Below are 22,511 nucleotides of genomic sequence, written 5' to 3'. Positions count from 1 at the left end.
GTGCTCATGTACTAACGTACACTCCGCGCCTCGCTCGTCACGGCTTTGTCAGCCTAACAATTTCCTGCGTAATTAACCTTTTAATTTTAATTTGAAAAGCTGATTGTTTTCTGAGTCCACACTTCATTAAGTGTTTATATTCTGTCTAAGTTCGCTTAGCAAAACCCATCTGGGTTGTATGGTTAAGCCTCTCGAGTCATTAGTACATGTTAGCTCAACGCCTCACAACGCTTACACACCATGCCTATCAACGTCCTAGTCTCGAACGGCTCTTTAGAGGTCTTATAGACCTAGGGATGACTCATCTTGGGGCTCGCTTCCCGCTTAGATGCTTTCAGCGGTTATCGATTCCGAACGTAGCTACCGGGCAATGCCATTGGCATGACAACCCGAACACCAGCGGTTCGTTCACTCCGGTCCTCTCGTACTAGGAGCAACTCCCCTCAATCATCCAACGCCCACGGCAGATAGGGACCGAACTGTCTCACGACGTTCTGAACCCAGCTCGCGTACCACTTTAAATGGCGAACAGCCATACCCTTGGGACCGACTTCAGCCCCAGGATGTGATGAGCCGACATCGAGGTGCCAAACACCGCCGTCGATATGAACTCTTGGGCGGTATCAGCCTGTTATCCCCGGAGTACCTTTTATCCGTTGAGCGATGGCCCTTCCATTCAGAACCACCGGATCACTATGACCTACTTTCGTACCTGCTCGACGTGTCTGTCTCGCAGTTAAGCTGGCTTATGCCATTGCACTAACCGTACGATGTCCGACCGTACTTAGCCAACCTTCGTGCTCCTCCGTTACTCTTTGGGAGGAGACCGCCCCAGTCAAACTACCCACCAGGCACTGTCCCTAACCCCGATTAGGGGTCTAGGTTAGAACATCAAAACTACAAGGGTGGTATTTCAAGGACGACTCCATCAGAACTAGCGTTCCAACTTCAAAGTCTCCCACCTATCCTACACATGTAGGTTCAATGTTCAGTGCCAAGCTATAGTAAAGGTTCACGGGGTCTTTCCGTCTAGCCGCGGGTATACGGCATCTTCACCGCAATTTCAACTTCACTGAGTCTCGGCTGGAGACAGCGTGGCCATCATTACGCCATTCGTGCAGGTCGGAACTTACCCGACAAGGAATTTCGCTACCTTAGGACCGTTATAGTTACGGCCGCCGTTTACCGGGGCTTCGATCATGAGCTTCTCTTGCGATAACCCAATCAATTAACCTTCCGGCACCGGGCAGGCGTCACACCGTATACTTCCTCTTGCGAGTTTGCACAGTGCTGTGTTTTTGATAAACAGTTGCAGCCACCTGGTATCTGCGACTCCCGTCAGCTTAGAGAGCAAGTCTCATCACCAACAAGAGCGTACCTTCTCCCGAAGTTACGGTACCATTTTGCCTAGTTCCTTCAGCCGAGTTCTCTCAAGCGCCTTGGTATTCTCTACCCGACCACCTGTGTCGGTTTGGGGTACGATTCCCGCTAACCTGAAGCTTAGAAGATTTTCCTGGAAGCATGGCATCAACTACTTCAGTCCCGTAGGACCTCGTCATCAGCTCTCGGCCTTAAGATTTCCCGGATTTGCCTAAGAAATCAGCCTACCACCTTAAACGCGGACTACCAACGCCGCGCTAGCCTAGCCTTCTCCGTCTCTCCATCGCAGTTAGCGGAAGTACAGAAATATTAATCTGTTTCCCATCGATTACGCCTTTCGGCCTCACCTTAGGGGTCGACTCACCCTGCCCCGATTAACGTTGGACAGGAACCCTTGGTCTTTCGGCGAGGGGGTTTTTCACCCCCTTTATCGTTACTCATGTCAGCATTCGCACTTCTGATACCTCCAGCGTGGGTTACCCCTTCACCTTCATCGGCTTACAGAACGCTCCTCTACCGCGCAACCCTAATGGGCTGCACCCGTAGCTTCGGTGGTATGTTTAGCCCCGTTACATCTTCCGCGCAGGCCGACTCGACTAGTGAGCTATTACGCTTTCTTTAAATGATGGCTGCTTCTAAGCCAACATCCTAGCTGTCTAAGCCTTCCCACATCGTTTCCCACTTAACATACACTTTGGGACCTTAGCTGACGGTCTGGGTTGTTTCCCTTTTGACGACGGACGTTAGCACCCGCCGTCTGTCTCCCGAGTAGTACTCATTGGTATTCGGAGTTTGCAAAGGGTTGGTAAGTCGGGATGACCCCCTAGCCTTAACAGTGCTCTACCCCCAATGGTATTCGCTCGAGGCGCTACCTAAATAGCTTTCGAGGAGAACCAGATATCTCCCGGTTTGATTGGCCTTTCACCCCCAGCCACAAGTCATCCGCTAATTTTTCAACATTAGTCGGTTCGGTCCTCCAGTTGATGTTACTCAACCTTCAACCTGCCCATGGCTAGATCACCGGGTTTCGGGTCTACACCTTGCAACTCAACGCGCAGTTAACACTCGGTTTCCCTACGGCTCCGCTATTCGCTTAACCTTGCTACAAAATGTAAGTCGCTGACCCATTATACAAAAGGTACGCAGTCACGGTCTCAAGAACCGCTCCCACTGCTTGTACGTATACGGTTTCAGGTTCTATTTCACTCCCCTCACAGGGGTTCTTTTCGCCTTTCCCTCACGGTACTGGTTCACTATCGGTCAGTCAGGAGTATTTAGCCTTGGAGGATGGTCCCCCCATATTCAAACAGGATGTCACGTGTCCCGCCTTACTCGTTTTCATCAATGGTTAGTTTTCGTGTACGGGGCTATCACCCTGTGCCGCTGCGCTTCCCAACGCATTCCACTAACACCCCACTGACTTAAGGGCTAATCCCCGTTCGCTCGCCGCTACTAGGGGAATCTCGGTTGATTTCTTTTCCTAAGGGTACTTAGATGTTTCAGTTCCCCTCGTTCGCCTCATGTAGCTATGTATTCACCACATGATGACCGCTTATGCGGCCGGGTTCCCCCATTCGGACATCGTTAGCTCAAATGCTTGTTACTAGCTCGCCAACGCTTTTCGCAAGTTACTACGTCCTTCATCGCCTCTGACTGCCAAGGCATCCACCGTATACGCTTAGTCGCTTAACCATACAACCCAGATAGGTTTCTTTTCGCTTGTCAGACCTCACGCTGTCGTTATTGTGAACCTCATTTGTCAGTCATGTAGCGCTGCTACACTCCTTCCTTATTCGCTTCACGGCTTAGACATCGTTTCGTCTGACTACGCTTATCTCATTCACAGAAGATAAGAAAAACTCTGAGTCGCATTGCGACCAGCTTGGTTTTACTTGTCTCACTTCTGACCAAAGAAGTGGACGCGCCTTAGACTTGAATATTCAAGACACTTAATAAAGTGTTTGAGAACTCAATGTTCAATGCTTTCGCATTAAACTTTTTTCGTATCAACACAACGAACTCTCGAATAAAGAGATGCATTGTGTTTAATACTATCAGCTTTCCAAATTGTTAAAGAGCACCCTCCACGGATGGAGGAAGTGTCGAAAATCGTATGGAACGATTTCGACCGGGCTTAAAAAAGCCAAAGATAATTTTTCAGTTTATCTTTGGCATCTCTATCCATAATGCATGTCACTTGTTAACTTAAAACAAGCTGTAAATGGTGGAGCTATGCGGGATCGAACCGCAGACCTCCTGCGTGCAAGGCAGGCGCTCTCCCAGCTGAGCTATAGCCCCATTTACATGCAGTGCGAGTAAGTAAGATGTTCCAAACCTCTAAAAGGATTGGTTTGCCAAATCGAGTTATCCGCGACAAATTAACGCGACGTTTAGTTCACTAAACGAGTATTAATTCAACAAAGGAGAACGAAGATTTGGTGGGTCAGAGTGGACTTGAACCACCGACCTCACCCTTATCAGGGGTGCGCTCTAACCAGCTGAGCTACAGACCCATCTTTGATAAACCTATTTAACTAGGTCCATCTTTTACTCTTTCTTCTATCAAGCAAATCTGTGTGAACACTCAACAAACATCAAGTTAGTCGTATAGGTAAGGAGGTGATCCAGCCCCAGGTTCCCCTAGGGCTACCTTGTTACGACTTCACCCCAGTCATGAACCACAAAGTGGTGAGCGCCCCCCCGAAGGTTAAGCTACCCACTTCTTTTGCAGCCCACTCCCATGGTGTGACGGGCGGTGTGTACAAGGCCCGGGAACGTATTCACCGTGGCATTCTGATCCACGATTACTAGCGATTCCGACTTCATGGAGTCGAGTTGCAGACTCCAATCCGGACTACGACGAGCTTTGTGAGATTAGCTCCACCTCGCGGCTTTGCAACCCTCTGTACTCGCCATTGTAGCACGTGTGTAGCCCTACTCGTAAGGGCCATGATGACTTGACGTCGTCCCCACCTTCCTCCGGTTTATCACCGGCAGTCTCCCTAGAGTTCCCACCATTACGTGCTGGCAAATAAGGATAGGGGTTGCGCTCGTTGCGGGACTTAACCCAACATTTCACAACACGAGCTGACGACAGCCATGCAGCACCTGTCTCACGGTTCCCGAAGGCACAACCGCATCTCTGCAGTCTTCCGTGGATGTCAAGAGTAGGTAAGGTTCTTCGCGTTGCATCGAATTAAACCACATGCTCCACCGCTTGTGCGGGCCCCCGTCAATTCATTTGAGTTTTAACCTTGCGGCCGTACTCCCCAGGCGGTCTACTTAATGCGTTAGCTTGAGAGCCCAGTGTTCAAGACACCAAACTCCGAGTAGACATCGTTTACGGCGTGGACTACCAGGGTATCTAATCCTGTTTGCTCCCCACGCTTTCGTGCATGAGCGTCAGTCTTTGTCCAGGGGGCCGCCTTCGCCACCGGTATTCCTCCAGATCTCTACGCATTTCACCGCTACACCTGGAATTCTACCCCCCTCTACAAGACTCTAGTTCGCCAGTTCGAAATGCTATTCCTAGGTTGAGCCCAGGGCTTTCACATCTCGCTTAACAAACCGCCTGCGCACGCTTTACGCCCAGTAATTCCGATTAACGCTCGGACCCTCCGTATTACCGCGGCTGCTGGCACGGAGTTAGCCGGTCCTTCTTCTGTAGGTAACGTCACAGCTACAGTTTATTAAACTGCAACCTTTCCTCCCTACTGAAAGTGCTTTACAACCCGAAGGCCTTCTTCACACACGCGGCATGGCTGCATCAGGGTTTCCCCCATTGTGCAATATTCCCCACTGCTGCCTCCCGTAGGAGTCTGGGCCGTGTCTCAGTCCCAGTGTGGCTGATCATCCTCTCAGAACAGCTAGGGATCGTCGCCTTGGTGAGCCATTACCTCACCAACTAGCTAATCCCACCTAGGTTCATCCAATCGCGGAAGGCCCGAAGGTCCCCTCCTTTCCCCCGTAGGGCGTATGCGGTATTAGCAGTCGTTTCCAACTGTTATCCCCCTCGACTGGGCAGATCCCTAGGCATTACTCACCCGTCCGCCGCTCGCCACCTCAGAAGTAAACTCCCTTGTGCTGCCGCTCGACTTGCATGTGTTAGGCCTGCCGCCAGCGTTCAATCTGAGCCATGATCAAACTCTTCAATTAAAGTTTTTTTGCTTCCGTCTTGCGACTTCAGCGGCTCAATGAATTCTGTCATTTGTTTCCACCATCTCTTCATAAAGAGAAGAAAGTGAAATCAAAATTATGTACATATTGCTATGAACACTCAATCACCTAAGTGACTTGAAGACATTGATTTAAATTTTTTGACTGCCAACCCTAAGGCTAAGCAGTTTCGATTAACTCAACACCTGTGAGTGTCCACACAGATTTGCTTGATATATTGTTAAAGAGCATGGTTAGCAGCTTATTCAGCGTTTAACCTTGACCCCGCTAGGTCAGTGGATGCGCATTATAGGGATGTCAGATTTTACCGCAACCCCTTTTTAGCGAATATTGGTAAAAAACGATTCAAGCGCACACTTTTTAAACTAAATGTCTATTTAAGCAACCCTATTGCTGGTTTCGCGTGATCTCTAACCTAGGCTTTTTAAGTAAACCGGTACATCGGCAATACTATCTAGCACTATTGTCGCATCACTGCTGTCGGCAATAACCTTACCGCTACGCACTAATATACGTGTGGTCACGCCAGCCGCTTTTGCCGCCTGCATGTCTTCGGCTTTATCACCCACCATCACAGACTGCGGTAGATCGATCTTTAAGAATTTAGCGGCATCATTAAGCATGCCTGGTTTTGGCTTGCGGCAATCACAATCAACTTTATATTCACCTATGCCCTTTTCTGCATGGTGTGGGCAATAGTAGATGCCGTCAAGCTCGACACCTTTATCGGCAAAGTTCCAATCCATCCATTCAGTTAGGCTATGAAATTGATCTTCACTATACATGCCTCGGGCGATGCCCGATTGATTGGTTACTACAACCAGCTTATAGCCCATTTGTTTTAATGCGAGGCACGCTTCAAACACGCCTTCGATATATTCAAAGTCATCGACTTGATGTACATAACCATGGTCTTTATTAATAACACCATCACGATCTAAAAAAACGGCTCGATTGACTGCAATCACAGTACTTACTCCACTAACCCAAAACATCGCCTAAATCTGAGGCGTTATGGCGGGTATTATTTCATTCATTGTTATAAATTGCACCGCGAAGTTTATCTTTGGCGGATTACAGCACTAAAGCCACTGCGAATCGGTGTTTTAACGGGTAAGCCACAGCATTCAATCAAGCATTCCCCTTTATTTGTGGTGTTTTTAACGGTAATCTTGTGCGGATAATGATAAAACACCCGAAATAGACGGAAATAATGAGTCGAACTACGCCTATAGTCCATAAAACCCGCACTCAACTCGTTGTAGAAGTGCTCAGAGAGAAAATTCTTTCAGGTGACATAGCCGCAGGAGAACCACTCAGACAAAGTGCTTTAGCCGAAGCCTTAAATGTCAGCAGGATCCCAGTAAGAGAAGCATTGTTACAACTTGAGGCTGAAGGTTTAGTCAAGTTTGAACCCCATAAGGGGGCGACTGCGACCGTGTTATCCGTCGAACAAGTTACCGAACTTTTTGAATTACGTGCGATGATAGAAACCGATCTGCTCGCTAAAGCGATCCCTTTGCTCGCTGAAGAGGATTTAATTAAGGCAGAACGGGTACTGGAACAATTAGAATCGGCCTTTAAACATGAAGATGCCGTAGCTAGTTGGAGTGAGCTAAATACTCAATTCCATACCTGCTTATACCAAGCAGCTAATCGTCCACATACGCTTGAGGTGGTTCATGGCCTCAATACAAACTGTGATAGATATATACGTTTGCAATTGCTATTAGCTGGGGGGATCCCCGCCGCTGAGCATGAGCACCGCGCTCTATTAAATTATTGCAAGCTAAGAGAAACAGAAAAAGCCACGGCGTTACTGCGACATCATATTTTGCATGCCGCAATGACTATTCGAGATCTCGTCGCCAAACAGGTGGTATAGATCACGGAAAGCCATTCGTTATACCGATAAGCTTTGTTGTCGATTCAAGGCAGCACTTCAGGTTCTGCCTTTTTTATTTGAGAGAAAACACCATGCAGTACGCCACTATCACTGGTTGGGGAAAATGCGTTCCACCCGCCACACTGACTAACGATGATCTTGCGACCTTTATAGAAACATCCGATGAATGGATTAAGTCGCGCACTGGGATCAGTCAGCGTCATATCAGCCATGTGAATACTTCTGAATTGGCCTCCGTTGCCGCTAAACGCGCCCTCGCGGCGGCGGGCATTGATGGCAGCGAAATAGATATGATCATTCTGGCCAGCGCCAGCCCAGATACCTTGATCCCCAATATCGCCTCAACGGTACAAGCGAATATTGGCGCCAATTGCGCCGCGTTTGATATTAATGCCGCCTGCAGTGGCTTCCTCTACGGTGTAGGCTTAGCCAGCTCACAAATTAAGAGTGGCCAGAGCAAGAAAGTATTGGTGATTGGTGCTGAGCGTCTCTCTTTCTATTTAGATTGGTCACGCCGTGAAACTGCAGTGTTATTTGGTGACGGTGCCGGTGCTGTCGTGATTGAAGCCTCTGATATTCCTGGCGGCATATTGGGCTATGAGCTCAATAACGACCCGGATGGCCGTGATATTCTCAAGGCAGGTTTTGGCACTGCGATGGATAGATTCTCAGCCGAGTCATTGGATTTTTACATCCAATTTGATGGCCAAGAAATCTTCAAGCGCGCCATTAACGGTATGAACAAATTAAGCACCCAAGTGCTTGAAAAATGTGGTGTAAATAAGGATGAAGTGGATTTAGTGATCCCGCATCAAGCGAATGAACGCATTATCGATACCCTCGTCAGCCGAATGAAAATTCCAAAAGAAAAAGCCTTTGTGAATATTGCTAACTATGGCAATACCTCGGCGGCGACGATCCCTATTGCGATTTGTGATGCATTGGAAAAGGGCCTTATCAAACCGCACCAAACCATACTTTCTTGTGCATTCGGTGCAGGGTTAACTTCTGCGGCGCTATTATTGAAATGGGGCGAGCGAGTCACACCTGTTACCCAAAGTGATGCCCAATTGCCACCTTGCGATAAAACCGGCATTGAATTAGTTAAACGTGCAGTGGACTATTTCTGTAATTAATGAGCTCCTGCCAATAATCCTGGTGCAACACTCGCGACATAGCCATCTTCGGATGGCTTTTTTGCTTTAAAAAGTTAATAACTTAACTGTGGAAACTGCATCTCATCCCAATAAATCCCTTGATTAAAATGCGCCGCCAACTGCTGATTTAATTCGTTAAAGCTCTGAATTGAGATCTCATGTCCGCTAATACATGACCAAACAAAACGATGGCAATTATTGTCGAATAAATCGTATTCGCGGTATTGATAGATAGCCTGCTGGGCTCGTTCCAGCACAGCTTCAGAGACCAAAGGTTGATGTTGATGATTGCAGGCAAGATAGATTTGGCTCCCCGTACGTCCCGCTAAAAAGCGTTTTATCGATACGGCTCGAACCAAGCCAGAGCCATGAAGTTCGACCAAACAATCATCACCGAGCCAAATCCCCGTATGCTCTATCACCCCAAAGACATAACAACAAACAATACTGCCAGGCTCTGGGATCACTTGTTTAAAGCCCTTCTGCCATTGGCTCGGCGCCGCCAGCATAGCGCGATTAGCCAGCGCTTGCTTAGGAGCCCGGCCGAGTAATCTATCGCGTTCAAGCTGCAGACGCTTTTGCCGTTCATCCGCTAAGAACGCGGCACCAAGAGCAGCACCGCCAAGCCAAAGTAACGGTAATGGCATAATGATCTCCCATGCAATCAATTAGGATCTAGATTAGCGAGTTATAGGAGTGAAGTACAACCCCATAAACGGTCAAACCACAGCTCGAACGATAACAGCCATGCTGATGCCATTCAGGGAACCTTCAGGGTTAAGAGGATAGTTTGCGAGAGTTTTGCGAGTGGAATCGTAAAACTAAAAAGCCCCACTTAAAAAGTGAGGCTTTTTATACTCTTAAAAAGAGGAATTTGGTCGGTATGAGAGGATTCGAACCTCCGACCCCTGACACCCCATGACAGTGCGCTACCGGGCTGCGCTACATACCGAAATTTAAGTGACCGACAGATTATCCGAGATAAACCTAAATCACTCTGTACTTAAGGCGCTATTTTTGGGGTTCACCTTAAGTGAGCCAGACTTTAGCAATTGCCTCGCGCCTACGCAAGTGCTTAGTGACATCTCTTTGATTAACTGCTTAGTTTCTAGTCTGAATGGTTAAATTTATAACCGTTCGCGATATTATTACCTTCTAGAAAAGCGAATTGAGCTCCGCATTATCGGCCTCCTTGTCTTTAGCCAAAAATGCAGCATATTTTGCAAAATCAAATGGCGAAACATCTGCTAAGCTAAGATGGCTAAGTCACTTTATGCGGTGATTTATATCACTTATTCAGACTTAGCGATGAGTAAACTTAATTAGAATAATTAATTTCAAGGAACCTGTCTTTGCGTCTACCGGCATTAAATCCAGCGCACCTCAAACTGGCCACTCTCCTAGGACTGCTCGGCCTTATGATCAATCTGTACCCTATTCCCCTCAGTGCCAATGTGCAATTAATTCTCGGGAATACGGCGGTCGTTATCGTGGCAATTTTATTGGGCCCTTGGTACGCCCTATTTACGGCTTTATTCACTGCGACAGGATTAATGCTGGTCTGGCCGAGTCCCCATCTGTATATCGTCTTTTTACTCGAAGCACTGTGGCTAGGTTTCGCTCGCCGCAAGGATTTTCATATACTCTATGCCAGTATCAGTTATTGGCTTTTGGTCGGCTTGCCATTAATGGGTTTATACCTTTGGTTAATAACAGGTTTGCCCCTCAGCCATATTCCATTTTCCACTGTTAAACAAGCATTTAATGGTATTTTATATACCACGCTCGGGGAACTCTGTGTCGTTGCACTGCCAAGTCTTTGGCACCTTAAAGGCAAATTGGTTAACCGTACTCGCCGCACCTTTAGCGCCCAGCTAAGTTATCTGTTTATCTTGATCACTACCATTAGCCTGTTGACCTCGTCCCTAGTGTTTGATCATTATTTTATGAATAAACAACAACAGTTGCTGACCCGTAATCTTAGTGACACTGGAATATCCCTAAGCCACGCTACTGAAACCTATATAAGCACTAACACTAGCACTATCGCCAGTATTGCTAAACTCGTCAGTATTACAGATGTGCCCTTCAGCAAATGGCAGGATTTACTCTACAGTGTCGAGAGTTTGAGCCTCAGTTTTATTACCCTATTTATTACGAATGCAAAGGGGGAAATTACCGCAGCCAGCCCAATTGAAAAACTACAGTACTTCAATCAACTGTCCCCCCAATTCACCCTAAATAATAGGGATTACTTTACGCAGGCCTTTGATAACCTCAAGACCTACATCTCACCCGCATTTATCGGGCAAGGGTTAAGCAACGACATTATCATAGTGATCAGCGCCCCCATCTTGAAGGGACAAACCAATACTCCAATCGGAATTGTGGGGGGAAGCTTAGATTTAAGTTATTTTTCAAGTATTGATAAGCAAAACCGGCATCATCACACTCAAGCCATTGTTTTACTGGATGATAAAAATAATATCATTTATGCATCGGAAAGATTGGGGCTTAAACCAATGGCCCCTTTTACCTATACTGTGGGTGGTGCAGAATATAGCGCAAAACTTAAACTGATGAATATTAAGCAAGTTGATGCAAAGATCCCTGAATATATTTATACCCACCACACCTTGAATAATGGCTGGCAGCTCTATGTTGTTGAGCCTTTTCTCCCTTTGCTTAAACTGGCCGAAAAACAATATGCTAACACTATGATTTTGCTATTAGTCGGTATGTTTATTGCCATAATAGTCGCCAAAGCCATTAGCCGCTTAACCACAACGCCCCTCGCACTGCTCGCCCAGCATTTTAGCCAAGCCAAAGAGGGCAAAGTGCATAAGAAAAAATTTGAGCATCCATTGTTCGACAAGAGTACCCCTAAAGAAATTTATAGCTTATACGAGAGCCTCGCTGCGAATCAGCAAGCTCTCCTTAGCTATCAATCAGAATTAGAAGAGAAAGTACAGCAACGCACCAGGGATTTAGAAATCGCCAATCGGAAATTGCAAGAAATGGCCGAACGCGATCCCCTCACCAACCTCTATAACCGCCGTTACACTGAGCAACAGTTCTTATCTATCCAAGAGCTGTGCGAGCGCGCAGAGAATACCATTGCCGTCGTACTGTTAGACCTCGATTTCTTTAAAAAAGTGAACGATACCTACGGCCATTTAGCCGGGGATGAATGCTTAAGGGTCATGGCACAGGTACTCTCGAGTCACTTTAGACGGGATGTCGACTTACTTTGCCGCTATGGCGGGGAAGAGTTTGTATTAATATTGCCTATGTGCAATGCCTTAAATGTTGAGGAACACCTCAATCAATTCCGCGAACGGCTTGCAAAAGAAGTGATTACCGATCCAGCGAGCCAAAAAAGCTTCAGTGTCACCGTCAGTATTGGCGCGCTGATCGCAGCTGCCTCCTACAATGCGTCCCTAGACGTGTGGCTAAAACAAGCCGATGAAAATCTCTATAGGGCAAAAGATCAGGGCCGCAACTGCGTAATCTGCACCCATATTATCGAACCCATCTAGAAGATGGATGACACATTATGGCTGCATATGGGCCGCTTGATATTGGTCAATCCGTGACAACACATAGGGGAAAAATGGATTCCACTTTTGCCTAAGCATTTCCGCCGCCGAGACACTCAGCACACCACGCTCACCCCGGGCTGCTGCGCCACCAATTTGAATACGGCGCTTATCGGTATCGTTTCTGAGGCCGTAGAGTCCATCATCCTTGGCAAAGAGAATGGCCACATGGGATAAGGCATAGACATCCTCAGGCCAGCTCAAGGTTAAGGGGGTAATATTCTTTGACGTTTGTGCATCTTGATGTGGTAAAACCGCAAATTCACGCGCCTGTACCTGTGTGGTCTCAGGGTTGATATTTTCAATCAAAGTGCCTCGATAATGCACACTGTCCGGATCGGTCGGTAATAGCAGGGGTAAAGGGTCATTGAGCATCATATTGCGGTTAATCGAGGTGCGATTCATATCAAACAAAACCAATTCGTGCCCCTTTGCAGGCAATACTTGATAGAGAGTATTGACCACTGCGCGGCTTGAAACCGTCGCATCCACTACGGATTGAAAGGTTAATATCGACGGGATCTGTTCTCGCTGCACAGGCGTTAACCCCGCCAGCAATCCCTGATTACGCAATGCTAATTGATACACCACATCCCCCGCATTCACCGCAAAGGACATGTATTTAAAGGGATCGTACTCGACTTGAATACTGTTCCACTGCAATTTATCCAACCCTAATAGCTGGCCAATCCAGTTCTGCCAACGCGCCACGGCGGCACTGGGCGCAAGGCCGATTGCCGGCGAGATAAAAATCATCCCAGCATAATCTGGGGACTTATGTTGGTTGATAAGTTCGAGTTCATGGTTGAGAGCGACGGCGGCCCCCGTTGAAAAACCAATCACAAATAAGGGTTTACCCTTAAGCTGTTGCTTCATATGGGCCGTCGCTAAGTTGACCGCCGCGGCTAGATCCTGCCAATAGAGTTCAGTCAGCCCACTGGGAAGCGTGCCGTGTCCGGGGAATCGCAAACCAAGCACATGGGCCTTTCCCTTAAAATGCGCGGCTACATTGGACATAGCATAGGGAGAATCGGACATGCCGTGGAGCAGTAGCACGCCAAATGCCGCCTCTTTTTTCGGCCACTCGAAACTGCGATTCCAATTTTGTGACCAGTGGATAGGGTCTGAGAGACTATTTTTCACATAGCGGTTTACCGGGGAGTGCTCAGACGCGGGGATTTTTTGCCGCACTTTTTTATCGACTTCGGCAAACAGCTTATCTTCCAGCGCACTATATTCACTAAAATCCGTGATCTTAGTGTTATAGCGAAATTCATTTTTAAGCTTTGTGGTATGCCATAGGGAAAGATCGGGCCTCGCATTCAAAAAATAAATGCTTGTCGCAAGTAAAGCGACCAGTATGCCAACACTTGCATAAAATGCGGCTAAAAATAGGTGTTTGGTTGAACCTATGATGATGGCCTTCATAGCAATCCCTAGCACGAAATAAAATATTTTTAATATTATATGGTTAGATAAAAGAAACCTTCAACTTTTTGCATCTTAGACTGCCCATTGGTGTCTTAGTATAGTCAGCATAGATAAGTTCGAGTGAGTATTTATCGCCAGTTAACGATAAATTGTCATCACGCTAGCAGGGATATTTTAAGCAACAAAAAGCCCCCGCGGTAAAACCAACGGGGGCTTTTTAACATCACACTCAATCGTAGATCGTTGGAATAGGCCGACGCTTATGCTGAGTCGCCCTATAGATATTAATCAACTTATCTTCAACCGCTTTATCGACCTCTTTTCCCTCAAGGAAATCATCAATTTGTGCATAGGTGAGCCCCAATGCGACTTCATCTTCCAATAAAGGCTGATTATCTTCTAAATCCGCCGTAGGCGCCTTGTAGACTAAGGACTCCGGCGCACCCAAATATGCGGCTAACTGGCGTACTTGACGTTTATTAAGACCAAATAAGGGGGCTAAATCGCAGGCACCGTCACCCCACTTAGTGTAAAAACCGGTAATATTTTCGGCGCTGTGATCGGTACCGACCACTAAACCACCTACTAAGCCAGCCAATTCATACTGGGCAATCATCCGCATCCGCGCTTTCACGTTACCCTTAATAAAATCGACTTTGGCCGCATCCGGTGAGTGCAATCCCGCTTCGACAAAGGCGGTTAAGGTCGCTTGATGCACGCCATCAACCCCTTGATGCACATTGATTGTGACTAATTTGGTCGGCTGAATAAATTGACAAGCTTGTTGGGCTTCGTGCTCATCTTTTTGAATTTGATAGGGTAAGCGCACCGCAATAAATTGATAGCCACCTTCTGCATTTTCACTATTGAGGCTATCCACGGCCAACTGGCATAAACGCCCAGCGGTGGAGGAATCGACACCACCACTGATCCCTAACACTAATGCTTTGCTGCGGGCTTCTTTCAGTTTTGCCTTGATAAACGCCACACGGCGCTGCACTTCAAATTCTGGCTCAATCGTCTTGAGCACCTTCATTTCTTTTAAGATTTGCGCTTTCACCGAAAATTCCACCTTAAACAATCACTGTGATTTGGGTCGATTTGAACCCACTAACGGTAACATTTATTCGACCTTGTCTGTAGCGAAAAATATCGCCCATTGGGCTAATTGTTGAGGAAAACGTCATCACGCCAGCGCCAAAAACATTGCGCCCATAAAACAACAAGGGCAATAACGGTTTGCCGCTATTGCCCTTATTAACTCAGTCAGAACTGGTTTATCTTTCCCAGTAGGACTCTTCTAAGCTGTCTTCCCGTTCGGGTAAGCCACGGGATAGGCGTGGACTGTGCTGGGCCAACACCTCGTAAGCCACGCGATTAGCGTACTTACAAATTTGCGAGAATGAGGAATAACACAGACCATCACGCTTATGCTTGCTTGAGCCGGGCACATTGGCTTTATGGAACGTATTGGCCGCCAGGTCATGTAACAGCGCCGATAACGCGCCATCCCCCGCGCCGTTAGTGTTACCGATTTTTTCAGGCCCACCCATATAAGGGGAAATATGGGCATACACTTTAATCGGCGTTTCGCAGTCACTTTTCAATTTAGGCCGCGAGAATTCATAACGGTTAAATTCAGGAATAGCTCCCGGCAACAGGGTATGAGTCGTTTCGCGTTTTTCAGAATCTTCGGCATAACCCGCAGTATATAAACCAATAGGGCCTGCGGTGGTTAACACCATATCGCACCACTCTAGCGCTTTTTCACTGGCTAATAGGGGATCGCGAAATCCCGTTAGGGCCTCGCCTTCATCCTCATTCATCGCTAGGATAGTCACATGTTCTTTAATGAAGTTTTGCCACCAGAGTGGATCTTCTTCAATCAAGAACCGAGTGCCTAAGGTCAATACCACAGGGACTTCGGCTTCTTTTGCATACTCAATCGCGCACATAGCCGCATCGGTAATACGATCGCCGCCACTCGCCCGCATTAAGTAAGCGGTTAAGACGAGGGCCGAACTGCCCTGCACTACGTCTTTATCGATAAATTCCGGTGTCAACTTATCCATGGCGCCTTTGCTAATCGCAAAGGTTCGCTCGCCACACTCAGAAATCAGGGTAAAACAGCGGCCAATAGGCCCATCGACGGGTTGCAGAAAGTTAAGATCAACTTTGGAGGAGGTATTGCAAAGGTAACGGTAAGCGTAACTGCCCACTTCAATATTTTGGCTCATCACCCCAAATAACACTGAGCGGTCATCGGCCAGGATAGAATAATTGTGTACTGTATTGCCGATAGTGCCGCCGGCAAATTCATCGCTGATCAACTCATTCTGTTTCAGCTCGGTATAGAGTTGATGGGCTTGCTCATCATTGATCAGGGTCGAATTTCCCTTAGGCAATCCATAACGACTGAGCAGTTCATCCTCCACTTTCGCTTCGATATCCACTAGGGTTTGATCTATACCGCTGATATAAGTGGCAAAAGGTTGAGGCTGTTGAGTCAGCTGCTCAAGCAGTGGGTCTCTGGTTTTGACCGGGAAATAATGTTTCGACTTGCGCTGACCGGGAAACTTCATAGTGGTTCTCTTTTCCTGGCATCCATGCTAATTGGCGTTATGACGAGCATACACTCGCCAGCGTCCTAAAAATAATGAGTCTAGGCTAGCGAGGCAAAAAATCCACTCCCTAGCCACAAGGGCGCAGATTCTACCATAAAATCAGCATGAAACTAGGGGCGTGTTAACGTTTCAAGTAGAGATTTTTAACTGTCATTCGGGCCTCAATCCCATGACTGTGCTTGCTCTTGTACAAGCAGCCTCAGTAATTCGATATGCAGCTCATCATCATTTAAGCAGGGAATAAATCGATAAGACTCACCACCCGCGTGTAAAAAGGTTTCTTTGCCGCCAATGGAGATTTCCTCTAAGGTTTCGAGGCAATCGGTCGCAAAGGCAGGACAAATCATATCGACACTTTTAACGCCCTGTGAAGGTAACTTAGCCAGCAATTCATCGGCATAGGGAGTAAGCCATTCTTCACGACCAAAGCGCGATTGAAAGCAAACCTGCCATTGTGATTCATTTAGCTCGAGTTTTTGCGCTAAGAGCTTAGCCGTCGTAAGACATTGCTCACGATAGGGGTCGCCCTCATTCACATAACGCAGCGGAATTCCGTGGAATGACAGCAGCAATTTATCGGCTTGACCATAGGTTTTCCAATGACGTTTGACGCTGTGGGCCAAGGCTGCGATATAGGCCTCATGGTCAAAATATTGCTTATTAAAGCGCAGCTGCGGTATATCACGTACGGTTTTAGCATAACTGGCAACGGCATCGAACACACTCGCCACCGTCGAGCAGGAATATTGCGGATATAGTGGTAAGACTACAATCCGCTCTGCCCCTTGGGCCTTCAGGCGATCGAATCCTGCCTCGATTGATGGACTACCATAGCTCATCCCCAGTTCTACGGGGATAGTTTGGTTAAAGGTTGCACTCAGATCGACCGCTAGCTTTTGCGATTGACATACACTTATCACCATTAAGGGTGAGCCTTCATCGGTCCAAATACTTTGGTATAACTTAGCCACTTTCGCGGGGCGGGTATTGAGGATAACCCCATTGAGTAAGGGCTGCCAAAGCCAAGGCGAAAGATCGACCACCCGAGGATCGCTTAAAAACTGCTTTAGAAAACGCCTAACGGCCTTAGGGGTAGGTTCATCGGGGGTGCCAAGATTGACCAATAATACACCGAAAGCAGGGGAAGGAGGATTCAAGATAAGACCCATAGTTAGTGACATTCCTTCGCAGGCTAACATTCAGATACCCATAAAAAAAGCCTGCATTGGCAGGCTTTTTTCTAATATGAGAACTTGTTCTCGTAAATGGCGCTTTTTTGGTTACTTCAATACACTTGCAAGCTGTTCACTCACGGCCGCAACCGATTGTGTACCATCAAATTTGTTGTATTTTGTTTGACCAGCAGCAGCCACTTTACCGTAGTATTCAACCAGCGGCTTAGTTTGCTCGTGGTAAATTGCAAGGCGTTTACGTACTGTGCTTTCTTCATCATCGGGACGAATCGCTAAATCTTCACCGGTCACGTCGTCTTTACCTTCCACTTTCGGTGGATTGAAAATCACATGGTAAACACGGCCAGAACCAGGGTGAACACGGCGACCGCTCATGCGCTTAACGATTTCTTCGTCTGGCACATCGATTTCAATCACGTGATCAATGCTAATACCGTTGGCCGCCATCGCATCCGCCTGTGGGATGGTACGTGGGAAACCGTCTAACAGAAACCCTTTAGCACAGTCGTCCTGTGCGATACGCTCTTTAACCAGTCCAATGATCAGATCATCAGAAACCAGCTGGCCTGCATCCATCACTTTCTTCGCTTCTAAACCCAGCGGAGTACCGGCTTTAACGGCGGCGCGTAACATGTCGCCAGTAGAAATTTGTGGGATACCATACTGTTCCATAATGAACTGGGCCTGGGTACCTTTACCGGCACCTGGGGCGCCCAATAGGATAATGCGCATCTCAAGAGTCCTCTTTTTCGCATTGATATTCTTCTTAGGGCGGCGATCTTCGCACATCTGGCCGCCATTGAGAAGGGTTTTAGCTTCGACTTTAGCCTCAGAAACTGCAAATAAACTGCGGATCATCGGCCATTTTACGCATTAATAGAGCAAGGTATAGAGCTTACGGCGATATTGATTTGCTAAGGTATTACCTTGGCCAAGCGCGGTTAAAATCTCCATAAACACTTGTTTTACAGCGCCATTTTCAGCACCCAAATCCTTACTGAGCACAGTGAACAACAGTGCTAACGCCTCATCATCACGGTGAGTCGCGTGGAGCGCCTTGCTTAATTCGAGTAGTAACACTAAATCCTGTGGATGTTGCTCAAATTTTTGCTGTAGATCGCGAATTTCTGGCGTATCCGCCGCATCTAAAGCTAGGGTTAATTTTGCCTTTAAGCTCTGGTAATAACCGTCTTGATCCGCAAGCCCGATTTGCTCGAGTAAGGCTTGTGCCTGGGCAAGTTCCCCCTGCATCAGATACACATCGGCGAGCACTAAACTCACCTCGGCCGCATGATTTGAGGCGCTATAGGCATCTTTGAGTAACACAGCAGCCGTGGCTAAATCGTCACTGGAAACTTGGCTTAAGGCCAGTAAGGCTTTAGCTTGCTCAAGCTGTAATTGCCACAGGGGTGGTAAATACTTCTCCAGCATAGCGCTCACCTGCGCCGCCTCCTGCATTCCGGCAAAACCATCAATAGGTTGGCCTTTATCGAGCACTAAGGTGGTGGGTAAGCTTTGTATGCGGAAATAGTTAGCGATTTCCAGCTCAGTTTCGCAATTCACTTTTGCAAGTATAAAGCGGTTGGCATGCGCCGCTGCGAGTTGTTCCAGCGTCTGCACCATGGCCACACTTTGCGCTTGAGGCTGTGCCCAAAAGGCTAACACCACGATCTGTTGCATCGAAGCATCAACCACTTGCTGAATATTGTCTCTAGTCAGATCGAGGATATTGTCCATGATGTTCCCTTAATATTAAAAGCATCTAAGGTTGAAATAAGTGCTAAAAATAAGGCCCATAGCATGTATTCCTATGGGCCCAAACGTTTCTTACTTCAGATTCGCCAGTAACATTTGGTTCATCAGCTTAATAAAGGCCGATGGATCGGCAAGGCTGCCCTTCTCCGACAATTGCGCCTGTTGCAATAACAGATTCGACCAATCGGCGAAGGTGGCTTCATCTTGAAGATCATTCAAACGCGACACTAATGGGTGCGCTGGGTTGATCTCAAACGTCGGCTTAACCTCTGGTACAGGCTGACCCGCTGCCTGCATTAATTTGATCATCTGAGTCGACATTTCACCTTCACCCGTGACCACACAGGCTGGGGTATCGGTTAAACGTGAAGTCACTTTCACATCGGCCACACTTGCGCCCAATGCCGCTTTAATGCGCTCAACTAATGGTGCAGATTCCTCGGCGAGTTTCTCCTGTGCTTCCTTCTCGGCCGCATCTTCCAGCTCACCTAATTCCAGCTCGCCACGGGTCACTGAGTGCAGTTGTTTCTCTTTGTACTCAGTTAAGTGGTTGATTAACCACTCGTCGATGCGTTCAGACATCAATAAGACTTCGATGCCTTTCTTACGCAGCAGTTCTAAATGCGGGCTGTTGGCCGCCGCTTCGTGGCTGTCGGCAACGATATAGTAAATCTTGCTTTGGCCTTCCTTCATGCGGCTAATATAGTCATCGAGTGACACTGTCGGTGCCGCGCTACCCGTATGGGTCGATGCAAAACGCAGTAAACCCGCAATACGTTCACGGTTAGCAAAGTCTTCCGCTGGACCTTCTTTTAACACTTGGCCAAATTCAGCCCAGAATTTTTGATATTTTTCCGCATCGTCTTTTGCCAGCTTTTCCAACATGCCGAGCACGCGCTTAGTGATACCGGTGCGCATCGCTTTGGTAATATGGTTGTCCTGTAAAATCTCGCGGGACACGTTCAGCGGCAGATCGTTTGAGTCAATCAGGCCCTGCACAAAACGCAGGTAAGATGGCATAAACTGCTCGGCGTCATCCATGATAAACACACGCTGAACAAAGAGTTTCAGGCCATGTTTACGGTCGCGGTTCCACATATCCCACGGCGCTTTTGATGGAATATACAACAGGTTAGTGTATTCCTGCTTACCTTCTACGCGGTTATGGCTCCACAGCAGTGCATCTGTGTAGTCATGGGAAATATGCTTGTAGAACTCTTGGTACTCTTCGTCGCTAATCTCAGATTTATTGCGCATCCACAGGGCGGTCGCCTTGTTCATGACCTTCCAGTAACCCTCGGTCGCTGGAATTTTTTCGCCATCTGGACCATCACGCTCAGGCGTGCCCTCCTGCCACATTTCGACGGGCACAGAGATATGATCTGAGTATTTAGTGATGATGGAGCGCAGGCGCCAATCGTCGGCAAATTCTTTTTCGTCATCACGTAGGTGCAGGGTGATTTCGGTACCACGGCTCGCCTTAGTGATGGTTTCAACGGTGAAGCTACCCTCACCTTCCGATTCCCACAGCACGGCTTCATTGGCCTGATGGCCTGCCGCGCGGGTACGGACTGTGACTTTTTTCGCCACGATAAAGGCAGAATAGAAGCCCACACCGAACTGACCGATTAACTGCGAATCCTTTGAGGCTTCGCCAGAGAGGTTTTTGAAGAATTCGGCGGTGCCCGATTTTGCGATAGTGCCTAAATGCTCAATCACGCCATCGCGGGTCATACCCACACCGTTATCTTCAATGGTCACAGTGCCTTTGTCTTTGTCTGCGCTGATCCGTACCCGCAGCTCACCGTCACCTTCGTATAATGCGTCATTGGTCAACGCGAGGTAACGCAGCTTATCGGCCGCATCCGCAGCGTTAGAGACCAGTTCACGCAAGAAAATTTCTTTGTTGGAATACAAAGAATGGATCATCAAATGCAACAGCTGTTTGACTTCAGTTTGAAAACCATGAGTTTCTTGTTGTGACATGAAATTTTCCTTATTTGTTACGCAATTTACTAAAAATAACGCTCAGTGCTTACTTAAATGGGGCTGCAAATTGGCTTTTCAAGGGCAAGGAATAAAACGAGTCGTGAATGGTGAAAAATAAGGCATTTTGAGGGGTAAAGGCCAATAAAAAACCCGCACAAGCTGTCGCTGGACGGGTTTAATAGACAATGATCTTTTTGAGAAACCGTCAGTTACAACGGCAAACGGCCATTAAAGGACAACGCCAAGGTCGTGCTATCCACATATTCAAGCTCACCGCCAACGGGAACGCCGTGGGCGATACGGCTGATCATCACCCTATGGCGTCTGGCCATATCGGCGATAAAATGCGCCGTTGCCTCCCCTTCAACCGTGGGGTTGGTGGCGAGGATCAGCTCAGAAACATCCCCCGAGGCTAAGTGACGTTCGAGCAAGGCAAGCCCTAACTCGTCTGGCCCGACACCATCGAGGGGAGACAAATGGCCTAGCAGTACAAAATAGCGACCACTGAAATGTCCACCCGCCTCAATGGCTAACACATCCGCCGGGGTTTCAACCACACAGATAGTGGTGGATGAGCCGCGTTTATGGCTAGCACAAATGGGGCACAGAGTCTCTTCAGTATAGGTTCGGCAGGACTGACAATGGCCGATATCACTCATGGCACTGGACAGTGCCGAGGCTAATTTCAGCCCCGCTTTTCTATCCCGTTCAAGCAACTGAAACGCCATACGTTGTGCCGACTTAGGCCCAACCCCAGGTAAACAACGCAGGGACTGAATTAGCTCGTCAAGCAGTGGACTAAATTTCATTGTTTATCTCAGTTAAAACGGCATTTTCATGCCTGGGGGTAACTGCATACCACCAGTGACTTCAGCCATTTTTGCTTTTTGATTCTCTTCGATACGACGGGCGGCATCGTTACAGGCCGCAGCAATCAAATCTTCTAACATTTCTTTATCGTCTTCCATCAAGCTTGGGTCGATTTCGACTTTACGCACAGTGTGTGCGCCCGTCATAGTGACCTTGACCAGACCGGCACCCGATTCGCCCACCATTTCCATGCGGGCAATTTCTTCCTGCATTTTCGCCATTTTTTCTTGCATCATCTGGGCTTGTTTCATCAGATTGCCCATACCGCCTTTTCCAAACATAGTCATTTCTCTTCTATTAGGGTGAGTCGCAAGCTTTAAAGCTGGCTAATCTTACTGAAATAAATAGGATTGGCAATCTATGCCGTTATCCCGTTAATAAACTTATGATCTCGATACGCAGTTTTAGGCATTATTCAAGCCCATCACAGG

General features: G+C 47.6%; 14 protein-coding genes, 3 tRNA genes and 2 rRNA genes. 3 read left to right on the top strand and 16 right to left on the bottom strand.

The window, feature by feature from the left end; all coding sequences use genetic code 11:
• Positions 1 to 178: 178 nt before the first annotated feature.
• From JFT56_RS08270 to gmhB, 5 genes are all read right to left on the bottom strand, one after another.
• Positions 179 to 3,072, bottom strand: a 23S ribosomal RNA gene (locus tag JFT56_RS08270).
• 530 nt (positions 3,073 to 3,602) lie between these two features.
• Positions 3,603 to 3,678, bottom strand: a tRNA-Ala gene (locus JFT56_RS08265).
• Between the two features lie 138 nt (positions 3,679 to 3,816).
• Positions 3,817 to 3,893: transfer RNA gene (locus JFT56_RS08260), tRNA-Ile, on the bottom strand.
• Between the two features lie 99 nt (positions 3,894 to 3,992).
• A 16S ribosomal RNA gene (locus JFT56_RS08255) occupies positions 3,993 to 5,535 on the bottom strand.
• The 16S and 23S rRNA genes sit together here with 2 tRNA genes alongside, the layout of an rRNA operon.
• Positions 5,536 to 5,966: 431 nt before the next feature.
• On the bottom strand, positions 5,967 to 6,551 hold the full coding sequence (gene gmhB / locus JFT56_RS08250; protein ID WP_198783158.1) for a D-glycero-beta-D-manno-heptose 1,7-bisphosphate 7-phosphatase: 585 nt from the start codon (positions 6,549 to 6,551) through the stop codon (positions 5,967 to 5,969).
• Positions 6,552 to 6,769: 218 nt separating this feature from the next.
• Between gmhB and JFT56_RS08245 the strand changes: the two genes are divergently transcribed.
• Positions 6,770 to 7,441, top strand: coding sequence for a GntR family transcriptional regulator (locus JFT56_RS08245; RefSeq protein WP_198783157.1), 672 nt, complete (start codon positions 6,770 to 6,772; stop codon positions 7,439 to 7,441).
• 92 nt (positions 7,442 to 7,533) lie between these two features.
• On the top strand, positions 7,534 to 8,598 hold the full coding sequence (locus tag JFT56_RS08240; protein WP_198783156.1) for a ketoacyl-ACP synthase III: 1,065 nt from the start codon (positions 7,534 to 7,536) through the stop codon (positions 8,596 to 8,598).
• 74 nt (positions 8,599 to 8,672) lie between these two features.
• On the opposite strand, the gene JFT56_RS08235 is transcribed toward JFT56_RS08240, so the two are convergent.
• Both JFT56_RS08235 and JFT56_RS08230 read right to left on the bottom strand, forming a co-directional pair.
• Positions 8,673 to 9,266, bottom strand: coding sequence for a lecithin retinol acyltransferase family protein (locus tag JFT56_RS08235; RefSeq protein WP_198783155.1), 594 nt, complete (start codon positions 9,264 to 9,266; stop codon positions 8,673 to 8,675).
• A 228-nt stretch (positions 9,267 to 9,494) separates the two neighbouring features.
• Positions 9,495 to 9,571 (bottom strand) — tRNA-Pro (locus JFT56_RS08230).
• Positions 9,572 to 9,971: 400 nt separating this feature from the next.
• Here JFT56_RS08230 and JFT56_RS08225 point away from each other — a divergent pair.
• Entirely contained in the window at positions 9,972 to 12,158 is a 2,187-nt protein-coding gene (locus JFT56_RS08225) for a sensor domain-containing diguanylate cyclase (RefSeq protein WP_233095582.1), read from the top strand.
• A gap of 15 nt (positions 12,159 to 12,173) precedes the next feature.
• On the opposite strand, the gene JFT56_RS08220 is transcribed toward JFT56_RS08225, so the two are convergent.
• From JFT56_RS08220 to JFT56_RS08180, 9 genes are all read right to left on the bottom strand, one after another.
• Positions 12,174 to 13,646, bottom strand: coding sequence for an alpha/beta hydrolase (locus tag JFT56_RS08220; RefSeq protein WP_198783154.1), 1,473 nt, complete (start codon positions 13,644 to 13,646; stop codon positions 12,174 to 12,176).
• 232 nt (positions 13,647 to 13,878) lie between these two features.
• Entirely contained in the window at positions 13,879 to 14,709 is an 831-nt protein-coding gene (nadE, locus tag JFT56_RS08215; RefSeq protein WP_198783153.1) for an ammonia-dependent NAD(+) synthetase, read from the bottom strand.
• Between the two features lie 217 nt (positions 14,710 to 14,926).
• On the bottom strand, positions 14,927 to 16,231 hold the full coding sequence (locus JFT56_RS08210; protein ID WP_198783152.1) for an inosine/guanosine kinase: 1,305 nt from the start codon (positions 16,229 to 16,231) through the stop codon (positions 14,927 to 14,929).
• A 203-nt stretch (positions 16,232 to 16,434) separates the two neighbouring features.
• Entirely contained in the window at positions 16,435 to 17,442 is a 1,008-nt protein-coding gene (gene hemH, locus JFT56_RS08205; protein WP_198783151.1) for a ferrochelatase, read from the bottom strand.
• Positions 17,443 to 17,553: 111 nt separating this feature from the next.
• Positions 17,554 to 18,198: an adenylate kinase gene (gene adk / locus JFT56_RS08200; RefSeq protein WP_198783531.1), complete on the bottom strand. Its 645-nt coding sequence runs from the start codon at positions 18,196 to 18,198 to the stop codon at positions 17,554 to 17,556.
• Between the two features lie 141 nt (positions 18,199 to 18,339).
• On the bottom strand, positions 18,340 to 19,203 hold the full coding sequence (locus JFT56_RS08195) for a tetratricopeptide repeat protein (RefSeq protein ID WP_198783150.1): 864 nt from the start codon (positions 19,201 to 19,203) through the stop codon (positions 18,340 to 18,342).
• A gap of 90 nt (positions 19,204 to 19,293) precedes the next feature.
• Positions 19,294 to 21,207 (bottom strand): molecular chaperone HtpG, encoded by a 1,914-nt coding sequence (gene htpG, locus JFT56_RS08190; protein ID WP_198783149.1) that lies wholly within the window; start codon positions 21,205 to 21,207, stop codon positions 19,294 to 19,296.
• Positions 21,208 to 21,419: 212 nt separating this feature from the next.
• Positions 21,420 to 22,019 carry a recombination mediator RecR gene (gene recR / locus JFT56_RS08185; protein ID WP_198783148.1) on the bottom strand — a complete coding sequence of 200 codons (600 nt, stop codon included), beginning with the start codon at positions 22,017 to 22,019 and terminating at the stop codon, positions 21,420 to 21,422.
• Positions 22,020 to 22,031: 12 nt separating this feature from the next.
• Positions 22,032 to 22,361 carry a YbaB/EbfC family nucleoid-associated protein gene (locus JFT56_RS08180; RefSeq protein WP_007648738.1) on the bottom strand — a complete coding sequence of 110 codons (330 nt, stop codon included), beginning with the start codon at positions 22,359 to 22,361 and terminating at the stop codon, positions 22,032 to 22,034.
• Positions 22,362 to 22,511 lie beyond the last annotated feature (150 nt).

It is taken from the genome of Shewanella putrefaciens (assembly GCF_016406305.1).
GTDB classification, from domain to species: domain Bacteria; phylum Pseudomonadota; class Gammaproteobacteria; order Enterobacterales; family Shewanellaceae; genus Shewanella; species Shewanella putrefaciens_C.
The sequence above is the reverse complement of the archived record's forward strand: the minus strand, read 5'-3'. Positions and strand labels throughout refer to the sequence as shown.

Bases quoted from the DNA above. Each gene is read 5' to 3' on its own strand.
- gmhB (WP_198783158.1), bottom strand. From the start codon at position 6,551: ATGTTTTGGGTTAGTGGAGTAAGTACTGTGATTGCAGTCAATCGAGCC.
- JFT56_RS08180 (WP_007648738.1), bottom strand. From the start codon at position 22,361: ATGTTTGGAAAAGGCGGTATGGGCAATCTGATGAAACAAGCCCAGATG.
- JFT56_RS08240 (WP_198783156.1), top strand. From the start codon at position 7,534: ATGCAGTACGCCACTATCACTGGTTGGGGAAAATGCGTTCCACCCGCC.
- JFT56_RS08220 (WP_198783154.1), bottom strand. From the start codon at position 13,646: ATGAAGGCCATCATCATAGGTTCAACCAAACACCTATTTTTAGCCGCA.
- JFT56_RS08195 (WP_198783150.1), bottom strand. From the start codon at position 19,203: ATGGACAATATCCTCGATCTGACTAGAGACAATATTCAGCAAGTGGTT.
- JFT56_RS08210 (WP_198783152.1), bottom strand. From the start codon at position 16,231: ATGAAGTTTCCCGGTCAGCGCAAGTCGAAACATTATTTCCCGGTCAAA.
- recR (WP_198783148.1), bottom strand. From the start codon at position 22,019: ATGAAATTTAGTCCACTGCTTGACGAGCTAATTCAGTCCCTGCGTTGT.
- hemH (WP_198783151.1), bottom strand. From the start codon at position 17,442: ATGGGTCTTATCTTGAATCCTCCTTCCCCTGCTTTCGGTGTATTATTG.
- JFT56_RS08245 (WP_198783157.1), top strand. From the start codon at position 6,770: ATGAGTCGAACTACGCCTATAGTCCATAAAACCCGCACTCAACTCGTT.
- adk (WP_198783531.1), bottom strand. From the start codon at position 18,198: ATGCGCATTATCCTATTGGGCGCCCCAGGTGCCGGTAAAGGTACCCAG.
- JFT56_RS08235 (WP_198783155.1), bottom strand. From the start codon at position 9,266: ATGCCATTACCGTTACTTTGGCTTGGCGGTGCTGCTCTTGGTGCCGCG.
- htpG (WP_198783149.1), bottom strand. From the start codon at position 21,207: ATGTCACAACAAGAAACTCATGGTTTTCAAACTGAAGTCAAACAGCTG.